The sequence below is a fragment of the Enterobacter sp. K16B genome (assembly GCF_020216105.1).
Lineage (GTDB): Bacteria > Pseudomonadota > Gammaproteobacteria > Enterobacterales > Enterobacteriaceae > Enterobacter > Enterobacter sichuanensis.
Window position 1 is genome coordinate 23291 of sequence record NZ_JAIWJZ010000014.1, and the last position, 16863, is coordinate 40153.

15 protein-coding genes are annotated in these 16863 nt (G+C 55.9%); 6 read left to right on the forward strand and 9 right to left on the reverse strand.

All coding sequences use genetic code 11. The annotated features are described in order from the left end of the window. Nucleotides 1-372, reverse strand: a complete 372-nt coding sequence (gene yobA, locus LDK53_RS03905; RefSeq protein ID WP_225284621.1) for a CopC domain-containing protein YobA — start codon at nt 370-372, stop codon at nt 1-3. 137 nt (nt 373-509) lie between these two features. Between yobA and LDK53_RS03910 the strand changes: the two genes are divergently transcribed. The 3 genes from LDK53_RS03910 to exoX all read left to right on the forward strand — a co-directional run bounded on the left by LDK53_RS03910 (nt 510) and on the right by exoX (nt 2188). Then, nucleotides 510-740: a DNA polymerase III subunit theta gene (locus tag LDK53_RS03910; RefSeq protein WP_225284623.1), complete on the forward strand. Its 231-nt coding sequence runs from the start codon at nt 510-512 to the stop codon at nt 738-740. 110 nt (nt 741-850) lie between these two features. Further along, on the forward strand, nt 851-1501 hold the full coding sequence (locus LDK53_RS03915; protein WP_025756910.1) for a carbon-nitrogen hydrolase family protein: 651 nt from the start codon (nt 851-853) through the stop codon (nt 1499-1501). 24 nt (nt 1502-1525) lie between these two features. Continuing rightward, a complete protein-coding gene (gene exoX / locus LDK53_RS03920; protein ID WP_025756911.1) occupies nt 1526-2188 on the forward strand; it encodes an exodeoxyribonuclease X in 663 nt (220 codons plus the stop codon). Here the strand turns inward: exoX and ptrB are convergent. Both ptrB and LDK53_RS03930 read right to left on the reverse strand, forming a co-directional pair. Further along, nucleotides 2185-4245: an oligopeptidase B gene (gene ptrB / locus LDK53_RS03925; RefSeq protein ID WP_225284624.1), complete on the reverse strand. Its 2061-nt coding sequence runs from the start codon at nt 4243-4245 to the stop codon at nt 2185-2187. The two genes, exoX and ptrB, sit on opposite strands and share 4 nt — an antisense overlap. A gap of 84 nt (nt 4246-4329) precedes the next feature. Further along, nucleotides 4330-4980, reverse strand: coding sequence for a tellurite resistance TerB family protein (locus LDK53_RS03930; protein ID WP_225284625.1), 651 nt, complete (start codon nt 4978-4980; stop codon nt 4330-4332). A gap of 171 nt (nt 4981-5151) precedes the next feature. On the opposite strand from LDK53_RS03930, the gene purT reads away from it, so the two are divergent. Next, a complete protein-coding gene (purT, locus tag LDK53_RS03935) occupies nt 5152-6330 on the forward strand; it encodes a formate-dependent phosphoribosylglycinamide formyltransferase (protein ID WP_225284626.1) in 1179 nt (392 codons plus the stop codon). A gap of 41 nt (nt 6331-6371) precedes the next feature. On the opposite strand, the gene LDK53_RS03940 is transcribed toward purT, so the two are convergent. From LDK53_RS03940 to zwf, 3 genes are all read right to left on the reverse strand, one after another. Further along, complete coding sequence (locus tag LDK53_RS03940; RefSeq protein ID WP_025756915.1) at nt 6372-7013, reverse strand: bifunctional 4-hydroxy-2-oxoglutarate aldolase/2-dehydro-3-deoxy-phosphogluconate aldolase; 642 nt, start codon at nt 7011-7013, stop codon at nt 6372-6374. A 39-nt stretch (nt 7014-7052) separates the two neighbouring features. Further along, entirely contained in the window at nt 7053-8864 is a 1812-nt protein-coding gene (edd, locus tag LDK53_RS03945; protein ID WP_045286373.1) for a phosphogluconate dehydratase, read from the reverse strand. Between the two features lie 233 nt (nt 8865-9097). Beyond that, on the reverse strand, nt 9098-10573 hold the full coding sequence (gene zwf, locus LDK53_RS03950) for a glucose-6-phosphate dehydrogenase (RefSeq protein ID WP_028013613.1): 1476 nt from the start codon (nt 10571-10573) through the stop codon (nt 9098-9100). Nucleotides 10574-10929: 356 nt separating this feature from the next. Here zwf and LDK53_RS03955 point away from each other — a divergent pair, with 356 nt between their 5' ends. Together LDK53_RS03955 and pyk are read left to right on the forward strand one after the other, a co-directional pair. Then, a complete protein-coding gene (locus LDK53_RS03955) occupies nt 10930-11799 on the forward strand; it encodes a MurR/RpiR family transcriptional regulator (protein ID WP_025756918.1) in 870 nt (289 codons plus the stop codon). Between the two features lie 137 nt (nt 11800-11936). Continuing rightward, nucleotides 11937-13379, forward strand: a complete 1443-nt coding sequence (gene pyk, locus LDK53_RS03960) for a pyruvate kinase (protein WP_020883399.1) — start codon at nt 11937-11939, stop codon at nt 13377-13379. 60 nt (nt 13380-13439) lie between these two features. On the opposite strand, the gene lpxM is transcribed toward pyk, so the two are convergent. The 3 genes from lpxM to znuA form a co-directional block, all read right to left on the reverse strand. Further along, nucleotides 13440-14411, reverse strand: coding sequence for a lauroyl-Kdo(2)-lipid IV(A) myristoyltransferase (gene lpxM, locus LDK53_RS03965; RefSeq protein WP_045286372.1), 972 nt, complete (start codon nt 14409-14411; stop codon nt 13440-13442). A 121-nt stretch (nt 14412-14532) separates the two neighbouring features. After that, nucleotides 14533-15852 carry a murein DD-endopeptidase MepM gene (gene mepM, locus LDK53_RS03970; RefSeq protein ID WP_025756921.1) on the reverse strand — a complete coding sequence of 440 codons (1320 nt, stop codon included), beginning with the start codon at nt 15850-15852 and terminating at the stop codon, nt 14533-14535. 15 nt (nt 15853-15867) lie between these two features. Then, nucleotides 15868-16812: a zinc ABC transporter substrate-binding protein ZnuA gene (znuA, locus tag LDK53_RS03975; RefSeq protein WP_047959829.1), complete on the reverse strand. Its 945-nt coding sequence runs from the start codon at nt 16810-16812 to the stop codon at nt 15868-15870. Between the last annotated feature and the right edge of the window lie 51 nt (nt 16813-16863).

The following is a 16863-nucleotide window of genomic DNA, read 5'->3' on the forward strand; positions in this document are numbered from 1 at the left end:
CTATTTCACGCTAAAGTGATAGCTGCCTTTGGTTTTATGGCCATCAACCGAGACCACATGCCAGTCGACCTGGTAAGTCCCTGGCGTCAGCGGTTGTTCCAGCGGTACGGTAAGCTGAGTTTTATTCTTTTCGTCTCGCGTAGCGGTACCGGCCCTGATGACCTGTTTTTGCGCATCCGTTACCACTACACCGCTAAAACCGGGTTCGATACCCTCCGAAAAATTCAGCGTCAGGGTCTGCGGTGCGCTCACCAGGCTGTCTGCCGCCGGGATAGTCTGTTGAAGATGCGCATGCGCAAGCACCGAGGGAGAAATCACTGTAGAGGCGAGAAAAACCAGTGCGCATGCCGCGCGGGAAGCGGAGAAACCCATCGCAATCATTCCTTTTTGTTATGTCTGTATGCTAAAGAATAACGCTGTATAATAAACGAGTCGAGGATCATCCCGCCTCCGCTTGTCATCGTCGCGCAATCGCGGTAACGTTGCCGCCGCATAATAAGGAGAAGGTAATGAAGATCAATCTGGCCGCCCTTCCTCAGGACGAGATGGATAAAGTGAATGTCGATCTCGCTGCCGCTGGCGTCGCTTTTAAAGAGCGTTACAACATGCCCATCGTGGCGGAAGTTGTTGAACGTGACCAACCTGCCCATCTGCGGGACTGGTTCCGTGAAAGATTAATCGCCCACCGTCTCGCCTCGGTCAATCTCTCCCGTTTGCCGTACGAACCTAAAGTTAAATAAGCTTAACGACTCGTTACACTTCCTTACGCTGAATCTGGCAGGATAAGAAAACCCTGATTAAATTAGGTGTATTCTTAAATCCCTGCGACTCAGTGTATAAGGAAGTCACGATGTCACATTGGAATATAGCGGCAGCCCAGTATGGCGGGCTACACCAGAGTATTGATGACCATGTTACGCACCACCTTCGCTTCATTGCGGAAGCCGCACGGCAACGGTGTGATTTGCTGGTCTTCCCTGAACTCTCATTAACGGGATCCGGGACGTCGACGTTACCTCCCCCACCCGGCGACGCCCAGCTGGATCCCCTGCTTGACGCGGCCCATTTTTACCGGATTACGGTGATTGCCGGGCTCCCCGTTGAGCGCAATGGTCTGCGCCAGAAAGGCCTCGCGCTGTTTACCCCCTCTCGCCAGCGCGTTTTGCGCTATCCGCAAGGCAGCGGTGCCAGCCTGATGCCGGGGGATAAACACCTGAGCATCATGGATGCCCATGCCGATTCGCCGAATCTCGACCCGAGTGCAACACTCTTCACCAGCTGTCAGTCGGTGCGGGATTACCGCTGGCGACAGTCCATCAGCACCCTTCAGCGCTTCGCGCATAAATATGCCATTGCTGTGCTCATGGCGAATGCCGGTAGCGGCAGCGCGCTGTGGGATGATAAAGGCCAGCTGATTGTCCGCGCGGATAACGGTGAGTTACTGTTGACGGGCTCGCTCGGCAGACAGGGTTGGCAAGGCGATATCATTCCTTTAGGCTAGGCGTTTTAAGCTCAGGAGTGTTCAATGCTGCGCGTCATCGATACCGAAACTTGCGATCTTCAGGGCGGAATAGTGGAAGTGGCCTCTGTCGACGTGGTTGACGGAAAAATCGTCAACCCAATGAGCCATCTGGTGCGTCCCGATCGCCCCATCAGCCCTCAGGCGATGGCTATCCATCGCATTACCGAATCGATGGTGGCGGATAAACCGTGGATCGAAGACGTGATTCCCCACTATTACGGTAGCCCGTGGTACGTCGCGCATAACGCCAGCTTTGACCGTCGCGTGCTGCCGGAGATGCCCGGGGAATGGATTTGTACCATGAAGCTGGCGCGTCGCCTCTGGCCGGGGATCAAGTACAGTAACATGGCGCTGTACAAGTCCCGCAAGCTCAGCGTCCGCACGCCTGAGGGGCTGCATCATCACCGCGCCCTGTATGACTGCTATATCACCGCCGCGTTACTCATCGATATTATGAACACCTCCGGCTGGACGCCGGATGACATGGCGACCATTACCGGACGCCCCGCGCTGCTGACCACGTTTACCTTTGGTAAGTACCGGGGCAGAGCGGTGTCTGATATTGCCGATAAAGACCCGGGCTATTTGCGCTGGCTGTATAACAACCTCGACAAAATGAGCCCGGAGCTGCGTCTGACGCTGAAACATTATCTGGGCGAAGCTTAACGCTCTGCACGGCCTGGCAGCGTCTCCTGCGCCAGGCCAATCAAAAAGGCATACTCCAGCGCCACCCCTTCATACGATTTAAACCGTCCCGATTTCCCGCCGTGTCCGGAATCCATATCGGTACAGAGCAACAACAGATTATCGTCGGTTTTCAGCTCCCGCAGTTTTGCCACCCATTTTGCCGGCTCCCAGTATTGCACCTGAGAGTCATGCAAACCGGTGGTCACCAGCATATGAGGGTAGGCTTTCGCCTCGACGTTATCGTACGGGCTGTACTCTTTCATATAGCGGTAGTAAATCTCATCCTGCGGATTGCCCCACTCCTCAAACTCCCCGGTGGTGAGAGGAATGGATTCATCGAGCATGGTGGTAACCACATCAACAAACGGCACCTGCGCGACGATGCCTTTGAAGCGGTCGGGACGCTGGTTGATAACTGCCCCCATCAGCATGCCGCCCGCACTGCCGCCCATGCCAAAGCAGAGCTGCGGATCGCCATAACCCTGTTCAATCAGCGCATCGCAGACGTCAAGGTAGTCATTAAAGGTGTTTTTCTTTTTGAGGAATTTCCCGTCTTCATACCAGTGCTGCCCCAGTTCGCCGCCGCCGCGAATATGGGCGATGGCGAAAACAAAGCCGCGATCGAGCAGGCTTAATCTGCTGCTGCTGAAATCGGCGTCCATGCTTGAGCCGTAGGAGCCGTAGCCGTAGACGAGGATCGGGTTTTTCCCTTTCTGAAAATGCGCTTTGTGATAGACGAGCGAGACGGGAACCTCCACGCCATCCCGGGCGGTGACCCACACGTGTTCGCTTCGGTAGTTTTCGGATTCGAACCCTTTGACCTCGGTCTGTTTAATCACCTGACGCTGCCCGGTGTCCATATCCAGTTCAAACAGGGTGTCCGGTGTGGTCATGGACGAGTAGCCGTAGCGCAGCCGAGAGGATTCCGGTTCCGGGTTGAATCCAATCCATGTCACATAGGCCGGGTCGTCAAACGCAATCCCCACCACTTCCCGGGTTTTACGGTTGATTTGCCGGATGCTGGTCAGCCCCCGCTGGCGCTCTTCCACCACCAGCCAGTCAGTAAACAGGGTGAAGCCTTCCAGCATCACCTGATCCCGCGCGGGGATCAGCACTTCCCACTTGCGCTCATCGCGCACTTTGGTTTTATAAAGACCGAAGTTTTTGCCCTCGCGATTCGAACGCACATAAAAACTGTGCTGGAAGTGATCCAGGCTGTACTCGTGGTCCTTGCGGCGCGGCAGAAAGCAGAGCGGCTGGGCATCAGGCAGTTCGGCATCCAGCAGCAGAACTTCGGATGTCGTCGCGCTGGCCAGGAAGATAATGACATAGTGGCGTGAGGAGGTTTTATGCAGGCTGACATAAAAGGTTTCGTCCTGCTCTTCATAGACCAGCTCGTCGTCCGCGGAGTCGGTCCCCACGGTGTGTCGCCAAACCTGGTAAGGCAGCAGAGTGGAGGCGTGTTTTTTGACGTAGTAAACCGTTTCGGAGTCATTTGCCCAGACAAAATCCGGGGAGACGTTTTCCAGCATTTCCGGATACCAGTTACCGGTGTCGAGATTGCGAAAACGCAGGCCGTACTGGCGACGGGAGAGATAATCCTCCGCCAGCGCCATCACCGCGTTATCCGGTGAAATGGACATGCCGCCCAGGGTATAAAATTCGCTGTGGGCCGCGCGCTGGTTGGCGTCCAGCAGAATATCCCACTCGTCCCACTCGGCGCTCAGCCCCGACTGACGCTGGTAGATGGGGTACTCGTTGCCGGGCTCGTAGATATGGCGATAGCGGTAGCCGTTTTTGGTCCAGGGCGCGGAGATATCACGCTGAGGAATACGCTGTACCATTTCATTCAGCAGCTGGTCCTGAAGCGTCTGCTGGCTGGACATGACCTTGCGGCCATAGTCGTTTTCCTCGTGCAGGTAGTCGAGTACCTCTGGCCGGGAACGCGAATCGTCCCGTAGCCAGTAATAGTTGTCTATGCGCGTATCGCCATGCGTGGTGATTGCATAAGGTATACGTCGGGCTTTCGGTGGCATGTCATCATTCTTTTTAGTTTTACACCCTATAAGGTTGGCAAAACCCACGCATGATGCAAGCGAAACCGTGACCCCGCCGCGACGTTATCCCTGTAACGCCTGTTTTTGCTCCCGGATATCCTGCTCAATGCCTTCGCGCACATCCTGGGGGATCTTCAGCGCGTCGCCAAGCGCGTTCAGGTAGCTGCGTTCCATAAAGTGATCGATATCGATAGCGGCACAGCTGAGGAAATAGAGTTCAAGCGCCTCTTCCTCATTTTTCACACTCTGCGCAAGACGCTGCGGGTCAAGCGGCTGTTCAATCGCCTGCGCCACCAGGGCTCTGCCCTTCTCTTCGACACCGGCTTCACGCAGTTGCTGCTCAATCGCCGATCGTTCTTTATCGTCGATGTGCCCGTCGCTTTTCGCGGCAAAGACCAGCGCAAGGATAAGCCGTTCGGTACGCAGATCCAGCGGCGAGGTGTGTTCACCATACTGCGGTTCATCCCTGTGCGCAGTGCGTACCCTGTCTTTGTATTTATTCCACATAACGGTCCCCGCGATGGCCCCGCCACCGGCCAGCAGCGCGCCGGTGCCATACTTTGCCAACAGCTTGCGCGAGGACTTATTCGCCACCAGCAGGCCCGCCAGCCCGCCGAGCGCGCCAGGTACCAGCAGGTTACTGAGCCCCTGCTCGCCGGACGATGCCGTTTTCTGCCCTAACAGTGATTGCAATTGATTCAGCCAGCCTGACATGGTTTCCCTCACTTAACGGTGAACATGTTCCACAGCGTAAGCGAGCAGGCGTCAGGAAATGTCTGGTCGGACTAAAGAAGCGCAAATTTCTTCCTGCCGCACTGAGCCGTGCGCGAGACAGACGCAAACGTTTTCGTTTATACTGCCCGCAACTTTTTCAGGGGGATTGTTATGATTCGTTTAGGAACCGCGCTGCGGCCATCGGCTACACGAGTGATGCTGTTGGGATCGGGCGAGCTGGGAAAAGAAGTCGCCATTGAGTGTCAACGTTTAGGCGTGGAAGTCATTGCCGTTGACCGCTACGCTGATGCACCCGCCATGCACGTCGCCCATCGTTCTTATGTGATTAACATGCTGGACGGCGATGCCCTTCGCGAACTGATTACGCGTGAAAAACCGGATTTTGTGGTGCCGGAAATTGAAGCCATCGCTACCGATACGCTGATCGCCCTTGAGCAGGACGGCCAGCGCGTGGTGCCCTGTGCAAAAGCCGCAAAGCTGACCATGAACCGCGAAGGGATCCGTCGCCTGGCGGCGGAGGAGCTCGGGTTGCCTACGTCGGGCTACCGTTTTGCTGGCGATAAAGCCGCATTCCTGCGGGCTGTCGAGGAGATCGGCTACCCGTGCATCATTAAGCCGGTCATGAGCTCCTCCGGTAAAGGGCAGAGTTTTATCCGCGACAGCAGCACGCTGGACAAGGCGTGGGATTATGCCCAACAGGGTGGTCGCGCCGGAGCCGGTCGTGTGATCGTTGAAGGTGTGGTGAAGTTTGATTTCGAGATCACCCTGCTGACCGTCAGCGCCGTGGATGGCGTCCATTTCTGTGACCCGATTGGCCACCGTCAGGAAGATGGCGATTACCGTGAATCCTGGCAGCCGCAGCAGATGAGCCCCCTGGCGCTGGAACGCGCGCAGGCAATAGCTCGTAAGACCGTCCTGGCGTTGGGCGGCTATGGCCTGTTCGGCGTGGAGCTGTTTGTTTGCGGTGACGAGGTGATTTTCAGCGAAGTCTCCCCTCGCCCGCATGACACCGGCATGGTCACGCTCATCTCGCAGGACCTCTCGGAATTCGCCCTGCACGTGCGCGCCTTCCTCGGTCTGCCCGTCGGCGGTATCCGTCAGTACGGCCCGGCCGCCTCGGCGGTGATCCTGCCGCAATTAACCAGCCAGAACGTCACCTTTGATAACGTCGACGCTGCGGTGGGCGCAGGTCTGCAGGTGCGCTTATTCGGTAAGCCGGAGATCGACGGCTCCCGTCGTCTTGGCGTGGCATTAGCCACCGGGGAGAACGTGGACGACGCCGTGACGAGAGCGAAAGCGGCCGCCGCAGGCGTTAAGGTAGCAGGATAAAAAAACGGGCCCCGGGGCCCGTTTTTCATGCGGCGAATAACTTACTGCTTCGCGCCTTCAACCGCTTCACGAGCCAGTCGGGTAATGCGGTCCCAGTCGCCAGCTTCCAGTGCATCCGCCGGCACCAGCCATGAGCCACCGATGCACAGCACGCTTTTCAGCGCCAGGTAGTCACGGTAGTTGGCAGGAGAGATACCGCCCGTCGGGCAGAAACGCACCTGAGAGAATGGGCCCGCAATGGCCTGCAGCGCTTTGGTGCCGCCGTTGGCTTCTGCCGGGAAGAATTTGAACTCTTTCAGACCGTAGTCCATGCCCAGCATCAGTTCAGATACGGTGCTGATACCCGGGATCAGGGGAATCGTGCCTTCGGTGGCGGCTTTCAGCAGCGACTCGGTCAGACCCGGGCTGATGGCGAACTGTGCACCCGCTTCGGTCACTTCAGCCAGCTGTTTTGCGTTCGTCACGGTACCCGCACCAATGATGGCGTCCGGTACTTCTTTAGCGATAGCGCGAATGGCATCCATCGCGCAGGCGGTACGCAGGGTCACTTCCAGAACGCGAACGCCGCCCGCAACCAGCGCTTTCGCCATCGGTACCGCGTGCTCCAGCTTGTTTACCACGATAACCGGCACGACAGGGCCAGTGGTCAGGATTGCTTCTGCACTTGTTTTCCAGTTTTTCATCAGAGTCTTCTCTCGCCAGATCGTTAAAATCAAGTCATCTTAAAACGTAATACAGGTTGCGCCCTGCTCAGCACCGGAGAGTTTCTCACGCAGCGCACCAAACATTTCGCGCCCTGTCCCCACGCGCGAGGCGCTCAGGTCAGGAATATGAGGGTTACGTGCCGCCAGCTCTGCGTCATCGACCAGCAGGGTTAACTCGCCTGTCTGTCCGTTTACGCGGATCATGTCGCCGTCACGCACTTTCGCCAGCAACCCGCCGTCATAAGCTTCCGGCGTCACATGGATGGCGGAAGGCACTTTACCGGATGCGCCTGAGAGGCGTCCATCGGTCACCAGTGCAATTTTGAAACGGCGGTCCAATAATACACCAAGTGGTGGCATAAGTTTATGTAATTCTGGCATCCCGTTGGCTTTCGGCCCCTGATGACGCACTACCACCACGCAATCTTTGTCGAGAAGCCCGGCGTCAAAGGCAGGTAATACGTCATGCTGGCTTTCGAACACCACCGCCGGCGCTTCGATAACCTGATTCTCTTCCGGTACGGCAGAGGTTTTCATCACCGCGCGCCCAAGGTTACCGCTCAGCACTTTGGTGCCACCGTGAGGAGAGAACGGTTTGTCGATGGTGGCAATTACCTGTGGGTCAAGAGAGGCGCTCGCGCCATCGCGCCAGTCCAGTTCGCCGTTGTTCAGCCACGGCTCCTGGGTGTAGCGCTTCAGGCCGAAGCCCGCCACGGTGTTTACATCTTCATGCAGCAGACCGCCCTTCAGCAGCTCGCGCATCAGCAGCGGTACGCCGCCTGCGGCCTGGAAGTGGTTAATGTCCGCCGGACCGTTCGGGTACAGGCGCGCCATCAGCGGCACCACGGATGAGATCTCGGAGAAGTCATCCCAGTTAATCAGAATACCCGCCGCACGCGCCATGGCCACCAGGTGCATGGTGTGGTTAGTTGACCCCCCGGTTGCCAGCAGTGCGACGATACCGTTGACGATGACTTTTTCATCAACCATTTTGCCCATCGGCATCCATTCGTTGCCGTTCCCGGTCAGACGCGTGACCTGACGGGCCGCCGCCTCGGTCAGCGCTTTGCGCAACGGGGCATCCGGCTGGATAAAGGACGAGCCCGGAAGCTGCATCCCCATAAACTCCACCACCATCTGGTTCGTGTTCGCGGTACCGTAGAACGTACAGGTGCCCGGCGCATGGTAAGACGCGGCTTCCGCCTCCAGCAGCGCCTGGCGATCGGCTTTACCTTCGGCATACAGCTGGCGGATACGCACTTTTTCTTTGTTCGGCAGACCGCTTGCCATCGGGCCTGATGGTACAAAGATCGCAGGCAGATGACCAAACGACAGCGCAGCCATGACCAGACCCGGGACAATCTTGTCGCATACGCCGAGATACAGCGCGCCATCAAACATGTTGTGTGACAGCCCCACCGCCGCAGACATCGCAATTACTTCACGGCTCAGCAGTGACAGCTCCATACCGTCCTGCCCCTGCGTCACGCCATCGCACATGGCAGGCACCCCGCCCGCTACCTGACCAACGGCATTCACGCTGTGCAGCGCTTTACGGATGATGTCGGGATAGACCTCATACGGCTGGTGCGCGGAAAGCATGTCGTTATAGGAGGTGATGATGGCGATATTGTTACGCAACATGCTTTTCAGCGACGCTTTATCTTCAGGCTGGCAGGCGGCGAAGCCGTGTGCCAGGTTACCGCAGGCCAGCTGCGAGCGGTGGACGGTGTTGCTCTTTGCCTGTTCAATCCGGGCGAGGTAGGCCGAACGGGTCTCTTTCGAGCGCTCGATAATGCGCTGTGTTACGCGTAACAATGTCGGATTCATAAAAGCTCCTCTCATTTATCTGTCCGGGCTCGGGAGTTTACAAAGTCGCTGGCAGTTGTTAACAACGCTGAAACGCTTGCTGTCCGGAGCTCAGGGGCAAAATCACTTCCGGCAGTGTAATAAAAAAAGCTCCGCGGGTGAATCCACACGGAGCTTAAAAGTCAAAAATTATGCCGCGAGCTGTGTTAGATCATGTTACCGGTAAAATAACACTTTCGGTCTAGCGGATTATCTTACTCAAACTCGTTCCAGGAGCGACCATCGCGGGTGATCATCGCCACTGACGCAACAGGTCCCCAGGTGCCTGCCTGATACGGTTTTGGTGCATCCTGATCGGCAGCCCAGGCTTCGGTAATGGAGTCGACCCATTTCCATGCCTCTTCCACTTCATCGCGACGCACGAACAGCGCCTGGATACCGCGCATGGTTTCCAGCAGCAGACGCTCGTAAGCATCCGCCAGGTGCGTCTGGTTGAAGGTTTCGGAGTAGCTCAGATCCAGCTTGGTGGTCTGCAGGTTGTGTTTATGATCCAGGCCCGGCACTTTGTTCAGGATCTGGATATCGACCCCTTCGTCCGGCTGCAGACGAATGGTCAGCTTGTTCTGCGGCAGCTCCTGCCAGGACTCTTTGAACAGGTTCAGTTCCGGGTTTTTAAAGTAGACCACCACTTCGGAGCACTTGGTCGGCAGACGTTTACCGGTGCGCAGGTAGAACGGTACCCCCGCCCAGCGCCAGTCGTCGATGTCCACGCGGATCGCCACAAACGTCTCGGTGTTGCTGGACTTGTTCGCGCCCTCTTCTTCCAGGTAGCCTGGCACTTTTTTGCCTTGCGCAAACCCGGCAGTGTACTGACCACGCACGGTCTTCTCACGCACGTTGGAGCGGTCGATGCGGCGCAGCGACTTCAGCACTTTCACTTTGGCGTCACGAATGCTGTCCGCCGTCAGATCGGACGGTGGCGACATGGCAATCATGCACAGGATTTGCAGCAGGTGGTTCTGGATCATGTCGCGCATCTGACCGGCCTGGTCAAAGTAACCCCAGCGACCTTCAATGCCCACCTCTTCCGCCACGGTGATTTCCACGTGGTCGATGGTGCGGTTGTCCCAGTTATTCACAAACAGGGAGTTAGCGAAACGCAGCGCCAGCAGGTTCAGAACCGTCTCTTTACCGAGGTAGTGGTCAATACGGTAAACCTGGCACTCTTCAAAGAACTCGCCCACCTGGTCGTTGATTTCACGCGAGGTGGCCAGCGACGTCCCCAACGGTTTTTCCATCACGACGCGAGCCGGCTTGGCGTTCAGTTTGGCTTCGCCTAGCCCTTTGCAAATGGCGCCGAAGGTGCTTGGCGGCATGGCGAAATAGTTAATGGTGACACGGTTTTTCTGATCCAGCATCGCGCCTAAACGGCTAAATGCGCTGACGTCATTCACGTCCAGATTGCAGAAATCGAGACGGCCACTCAGGGTATCCCACAAACTTTCATCAATTTTTTCTTTCATGAAAGTTTCGAGCGCCTCGCGGACAACTTTGGTGTAAGCGTCCTTGTCCCAGTCGGCGCGCCCAACACCCAGGATACGGGTATCCGGATGAATTTGGCCCGCTTTCTCCAGTTGATACAGGGAAGGCAGCAATTTTCGGCGTGCAAGATCGCCTTTCGCGCCGAAAATGACCAGGTCACATGCCTGGGCTGTTTGCGTTACCGCCATGTCATTCTCCTCAGTTGGATCACCTGGTACTTCCGCCAGGTATCGTTGTAATTTTATTACAATGCACTGTACTGCTTTTACGTCATTCCCGAAACCATTAGCGCTTATCGTCGCGTGCGATACCGCGATTTTTCACCCTTCAGACGATTACGATGGCGTAATGACGCAACAACCGTCGATTCTTTGCGCAACAGGGCCGCAGCAAAACCCGACACCGATCAAGTTATGAAAAAAAACAACAACATTATCTTGTCGATTGTTACCCTTTCTGGAAGTCACAGGGGTAATATCGGCTAAATCGAATTACGATTTCATCAATTTATGAAATCGTTTACACCCATGAGCGTCCTGTTAACATGAACATGCTGGAAAAAATCCAGTTTCAACTGGAACACCTTAGCAAATCCGAGCGTAAAGTGGCCGAGGTCATTCTGGCTTCTCCCGCGCAGGCGATCCATTCAAGCATCGCCGCTCTGGCACAGGAAGCGGGTGTGAGCGAACCGACGGTCAACCGCTTTTGCCGCAGCCTGGAAACACGCGGCTTCCCTGATTTTAAACTGCATCTGGCACAAAGTCTGGCTAATGGCACCCCCTATGTTAATCGCAATGTGGATGAAGACGACAGTGTTGATGCCTATACCGCGAAAATATTTGAATCAGCCATGGCCTCGCTTGACCACGTCCGCCAGTCTCTGGATATGAGCGCCGTGAATCGCGCGGTGGATCTCCTTACCCAGGCCAAGCGGATTGCGTTCTTTGGTCTCGGGTCGTCGGCGGCCGTGGCGCATGATGCCATGAACAAATTTTTCCGCTTTAACGTCCCGGTGATTTATTCCGATGACATTGTGCTGCAACGCATGAGCTGTATGAATTGCAGTGAAGATGACGTCGTGGTACTGATTTCGCATACCGGCCGCACTAAGAGTCAGGTCGAGCTGGCGCAGCTGGCCCGTGAAAACGATGCCATGGTTATCGCGCTTACCACGGCGGGCACGCCGCTGGCCCGTGAGGCGACGCTGGCGATCACGCTCGACGTACCGGAAGACACCGATATTTATATGCCGATGGTCTCCCGCCTGGCGCAGCTCACGGTGATCGACGTGCTGGCGACCGGTTTTACCTTACGTCGGGGGGCAAAATTCCGGGATAACTTGAAGCGGGTCAAGGAAGCGCTTAAGGAATCGCGTTTTGATAAAGAATTGCTTATAAAGAGCGATGTTCGATAGTTGATAACGAAGACGTAACGAATAATTACGATGTAACGATTTACGGCATTCGGTCCACTCGCTGCTGCCTTGCGGCAGATGAAGGCCGATTCAATGTTCACGCAACACCAAAGTTGTTTCAGTCAACGGAGTATTACATGTCCAGAAGGCTTCGCAGAACCAAGATCGTAACCACCTTAGGCCCGGCCACCGATCGTGATAATAATCTCGAGAAAATTATCGCCGCTGGCGCCAACGTGGTGCGTATGAACTTCTCTCACGGTACGCCAGAAGACCATAAATTACGTGCCGATAAAGTGCGTGAAATCGCAGCAAAACTGGGCCGCCACGTCGCAATTCTTGGCGATTTGCAGGGTCCTAAGATTCGTGTTTCAACCTTTAAAGAGGGGAAAGTTTTCCTCAATATTGGTGATAAGTTCCTGCTTGATGCCAACCTGGGCAAAGGCGAAGGCGATAAAGAGAAAGTCGGTATCGACTATAAAGGCCTGCCAGCGGATGTGGTACCGGGCGATATCCTGCTGCTCGACGACGGTCGCGTACAGCTGAAGGTGCTGGAAGTTCAGGGCATGAAGGTGTTCACCGAAGTCACCGTCGGCGGCCCGCTCTCCAACAATAAAGGCATCAACAAACTGGGCGGTGGACTCTCTGCGGAAGCGCTGACTGACAAAGACAAAGCGGACATCGTGACCGCGGCGCTGATTGGCGTTGACTACCTGGCAGTCTCCTTCCCGCGCTGCGGCGAAGACCTAAACTATGCGCGTCGTCTGGCACGTGATGCTGGTTGTGATGCCAAAATCGTTGCGAAAGTTGAGCGTGCGGAAGCCGTTTGCGATCAGGATGCCATGGACGATGTGATCCTCGCGTCTGACGTGGTGATGGTTGCGCGTGGCGACCTGGGTGTGGAAATCGGTGACCCTGAGCTGGTCGGGATCCAGAAAGCGCTGATCCGTCGCGCACGCCAGCTGAACCGCGCGGTGATCACCGCCACTCAGATGATGGAATCCATGATCACCAACCCGATGCCAACCCGTGCGGAAGTCATGGACGTGGCCAACGCCGTACTGGACGGTACCGATGCGGTGATGCTCTCGGCGGAAACCGCTGCGGGTCAGTACCCTGCAGAGACCGTGGCCGCCATGGCGCGCGTCTGCCTGGGCGCTGAAAAGATCCCGAGCATCAACGTTTCTAAACACCGTCTGGACGTGCAGTTCGACAACGTGGAAGAAGCGATTGCCATGTCCGCCATGTATGCCGCGAACCACCTTAAAGGCGTAACGGCGATCATCACCATGACCGAATCCGGCCGTACCGCGCTGATGACCTCGCGTATCAGCTCCGGTCTGCCGATCTTCGCCATGTCTCGTCACGAACGTACGCTGAACCTGACGGCGCTGTACCGCGGTGTGACGCCGGTACACTTCGACAGCACCAATGACGGCGTGGCTGCGGCGCACGATGCCGTAAACCTGCTGCGCGACAAAGGTTATCTGGTCTCAGGTGATATCGTTATCGTGACCCAGGGTGATGTGATGAGCACTATCGGCTCAACCAACACCACGCGCGTACTCACAGTCGAATAATAACGGAAATGTGCGATCCCCTCTCCCCTGTGGGGAGAGGGACAGGGTGAGGGGTGTTTTTTATTTCGTTGGATACAGCTCTTTGCGTTTATACGGCTCTTTTTCACCCGGCTTACGCGTTTTGAGCAACTTCAGGATCCACGTGTACTGCTCAGCATGCGGTCCCACCAGAATCTCAACCTCTTCATTCATACGGCGGGCGATGGTGCGATCGTCCGCGGTGAGCAGATCGTCCATCGGCGGACGCACCTCAATGCTCAGGCGATGGGTGTTGCCATCGTAGGTCGGGAAAAGCGGGATCACGCGGGCGCGGCACACTTTCATCAGACGGCCAATCGCGGGCAGTGTCGCCTTATAGGTTCCGAAGAAATCCACAAACTCACTGTGCTCCGGGCCGTGGTCCTGATCCGGCAAATAGTAGCCCCAGTATCCCTGACGCACAGACTGAATAAACGGTTTAATACCGTCGTTTCGCGCATGCAGGCGGCCACCAAAACGACGACGTACGGTATTCCAGACGTAATCGAAGATCTTGTTGCCCTGGTTGTGGAACATTGCCGCCATCTTCTGACCCTGAGAGGCCATCAGCATGGCAGGAATATCCACGCCCCAGCCGTGCGGAACGAGAAAGATGACTTTCTCCTCGTTGCGTCGCATCTCATCGATAATCTCCAGCCCTTTCCAGTCAACGCGCTCCATGACTTTCTCGGGCCCTTTCAGCGCCAGCTCTGCCATCATCGCCATTGCCTGCGGGGCGGTGGTATACATTGCGTCAATAATGGCCTCGCGCTCGGCGTCGCTCTTTTCCGGGAAGCAGTAATAAAGGTTAATTTGCGCGCGGCGACGGGCGCTTTTGCCTAAGCGTCCGGCCAGTCGGCCTATTTTGCCCAGCACAGGATCGCGAACGGAGGCCGGCAGCATCGCGATGCCCGCAAAGGCGTAAACGCCAAGCCAGGCGCCCCAGTTGCGCGGATGACGAAAGGATTTTTCAAACTCAGGAATGTATTCAATATTGTTTTTTTGGGTTTCCATGCTGGATCCAGGGTCTGATGACGCAAAATTTAATGCAGATAGTGTAGCGAGGCAGTCGCCCACGCACAAAAGAAAAAGCCGGCGCATACTGACGCCGGCTTTTTTAACAAAAACAGGAAGCTTAGTTTAAGCTCAGCTGCGGCACCACCTCTTTTACCTGCGCCAGGTAATCAGTACGATCTTTACCCGTCAGGCCTTCGGTGCGCGGCAGTTTCGCCGTCAGCGGGTTCACCGCTTGCTGGTTGATCCACACTTCATAGTGCAGGTGCGGGCCGGTGGAACGTCCGGTATTGCCGGAGATGGCGATACGGTCGCCACGCTTCACTTTCTGGCCCGGTTTGACCAGCAGCTTACGCAGGTGCATATAGCGGGTGGTATACGTACGGCCATGACGCACCGCGACATAATAACCGGCTGCACCGCTACGTTTAGCGACCACCACTTCACCATCCCCTACCGCCAGTACCGGCGTGCCCTGCGGCATAGCGAAGTCAACGCCACGGTGCGGTGCGACGCGTCCGGTGACCGGGTTCAGGCGACGCGGGTTAAAGTTAGAGGAGACGCGGAACTGTTTGGCTGTCGGGAAGCGCAGGAAACCTTTCGCAAGTCCCGTACCGGTGCGGTCATAGAACTTACCGTCCTCGGCACGGATCGCGTAGTAATCTTTGCCCTCGGAGCGCAGACGTACCCCCAGCAGCTGGCTTTGTTCGCGCTTGCCATCCAGCATTTCGCGGGACATCAGGACGGAAAACTCATCGCCCTTCTTCAGTTTGCGGAAATCCATTTGCCACTGCATGGCTTTAATTACCGAACTGATTTCAGCGCTGGTCAATCCTGCATCGCGCGCGCTGGAGACAAAGCTCGCGCCCACGGTACCTTTCAGTACGCTGTTAACCCAGTCGCCCTTCTGCATTTCGCTGGTCATCTTGAAACCGTTTGCAGTGCGATCGTAGGTGCGGGTTTCACGGCGGGACATTTCCCAGGTCAGGCGTTGCAAATCCCCGTCCGCGGTTAATGTCCAGGAGAGCTGTTGCCCGATTTTCAGGTTGCGAAGATCTTTATCAGCAGCCGCCAGCTGGCTGATATTGCCCATGTCGATGCCGTACTGGTTCAGCACGCTGCTGAGCGTGTCCCCGGTTGAAACAACGTATTCGTGGATACCCGCTTCGTTTTCGGTTTTATCGTCCAGCTCATCCTGCGGGATGGCTTCATCTTCCTGGGCCGCCTGGTCAATCGGTTCACTGGCTTCAGGCAGCAAAGAACGGATTTCGCTCTTCTCAAGCTCTATGGTTTTGATGATAGGGGCAGAACTCGGGTGGTAAACATAGGGCCGCCAGACGGCGACCGCTAAGGTGAGAACTGTAAGCGACCCCAGCATAACGCGGTGGGGTCGAGGCAGATTGTTAAATGCCAGAGCGACAGAGCGGGCTATCTGTTGCACGTATTCACTTCCTCGTTAATCTCCTTTCAGGCAGCTCGCATACTGGTTCGCCAGTTGGCTGAGGAACTGCGAATAGCTCGCTTTGCTCAACTGGATATTCGTTCCTAGCGGGTCAAGGGTCCCCATGCGCACGGATGTCCCCCTGGCCACGGCTTCTACGACCGCTGGCCTGAACTGTGGCTCAGCAAAAACGCATGTTGCTTTTTGCTCAACCAGCTGTGTTCTGATTTCATGTAAACGCTGCGCACCAGGCTGAATTTCAGGGTTGACGGTGAAATGACCCAGCGGGGTCAGGCCGTAATGTTTCTCGTAATAGCCGTAGGCGTCATGAAAAACGAAATACCCTTTTCCTTTCAACGGTGCGAGCTCATTACCTACCTGCTTATCGGTTGCGGCTAATTGTGCCTCAAAATCCTTCAGGTTGGCGTCAAGTTTGGCTCGACTTTGCGGCATAAGTTCCACTAATTTGTCATGGATTGCAACCGCCGAAAGCCGCGCTATCTCTGGGGAAAGCCAAAGATGCATGTTGTACTCGCCGTGATGGTGATCCTCATCACCTTTTTCACTGTCAGCATGATGATGGTCATGTTCGTCACCGTCGTCATCCGCGCCTTTCATGAGCAGCGGTTTCACTCCGGGAAGTGTGGCAATCGCAACCTGTTTTTCGCCCGCGATCTGTTTTGCCGACTTCTGCATAAACGCTTCCATTTCTGGTCCAATCCAGACCACTAAGTCTGCGTTTTGTAAGCGTTTTACATCCGAAGGGCGCAGGGAATAGTCATGCTCAGATGCCCCATCCGGGAGTAAAACCTCAGTCTGTGTCACCCCATCAGCAATGGCCGACGCGATGAACCCGAGCGGTTTAAGCGAAGCGACAACGGCAGCGTTAACATCTTGTGCGGTTGTACCCCAAAGGGCAGCGGATAATGCTGCGAAAAGAAGCGTATTTTTATGTAACATAATGCGACTAATCATCGTAGTGAATGCGTGAAATGTGATATTATAACATTC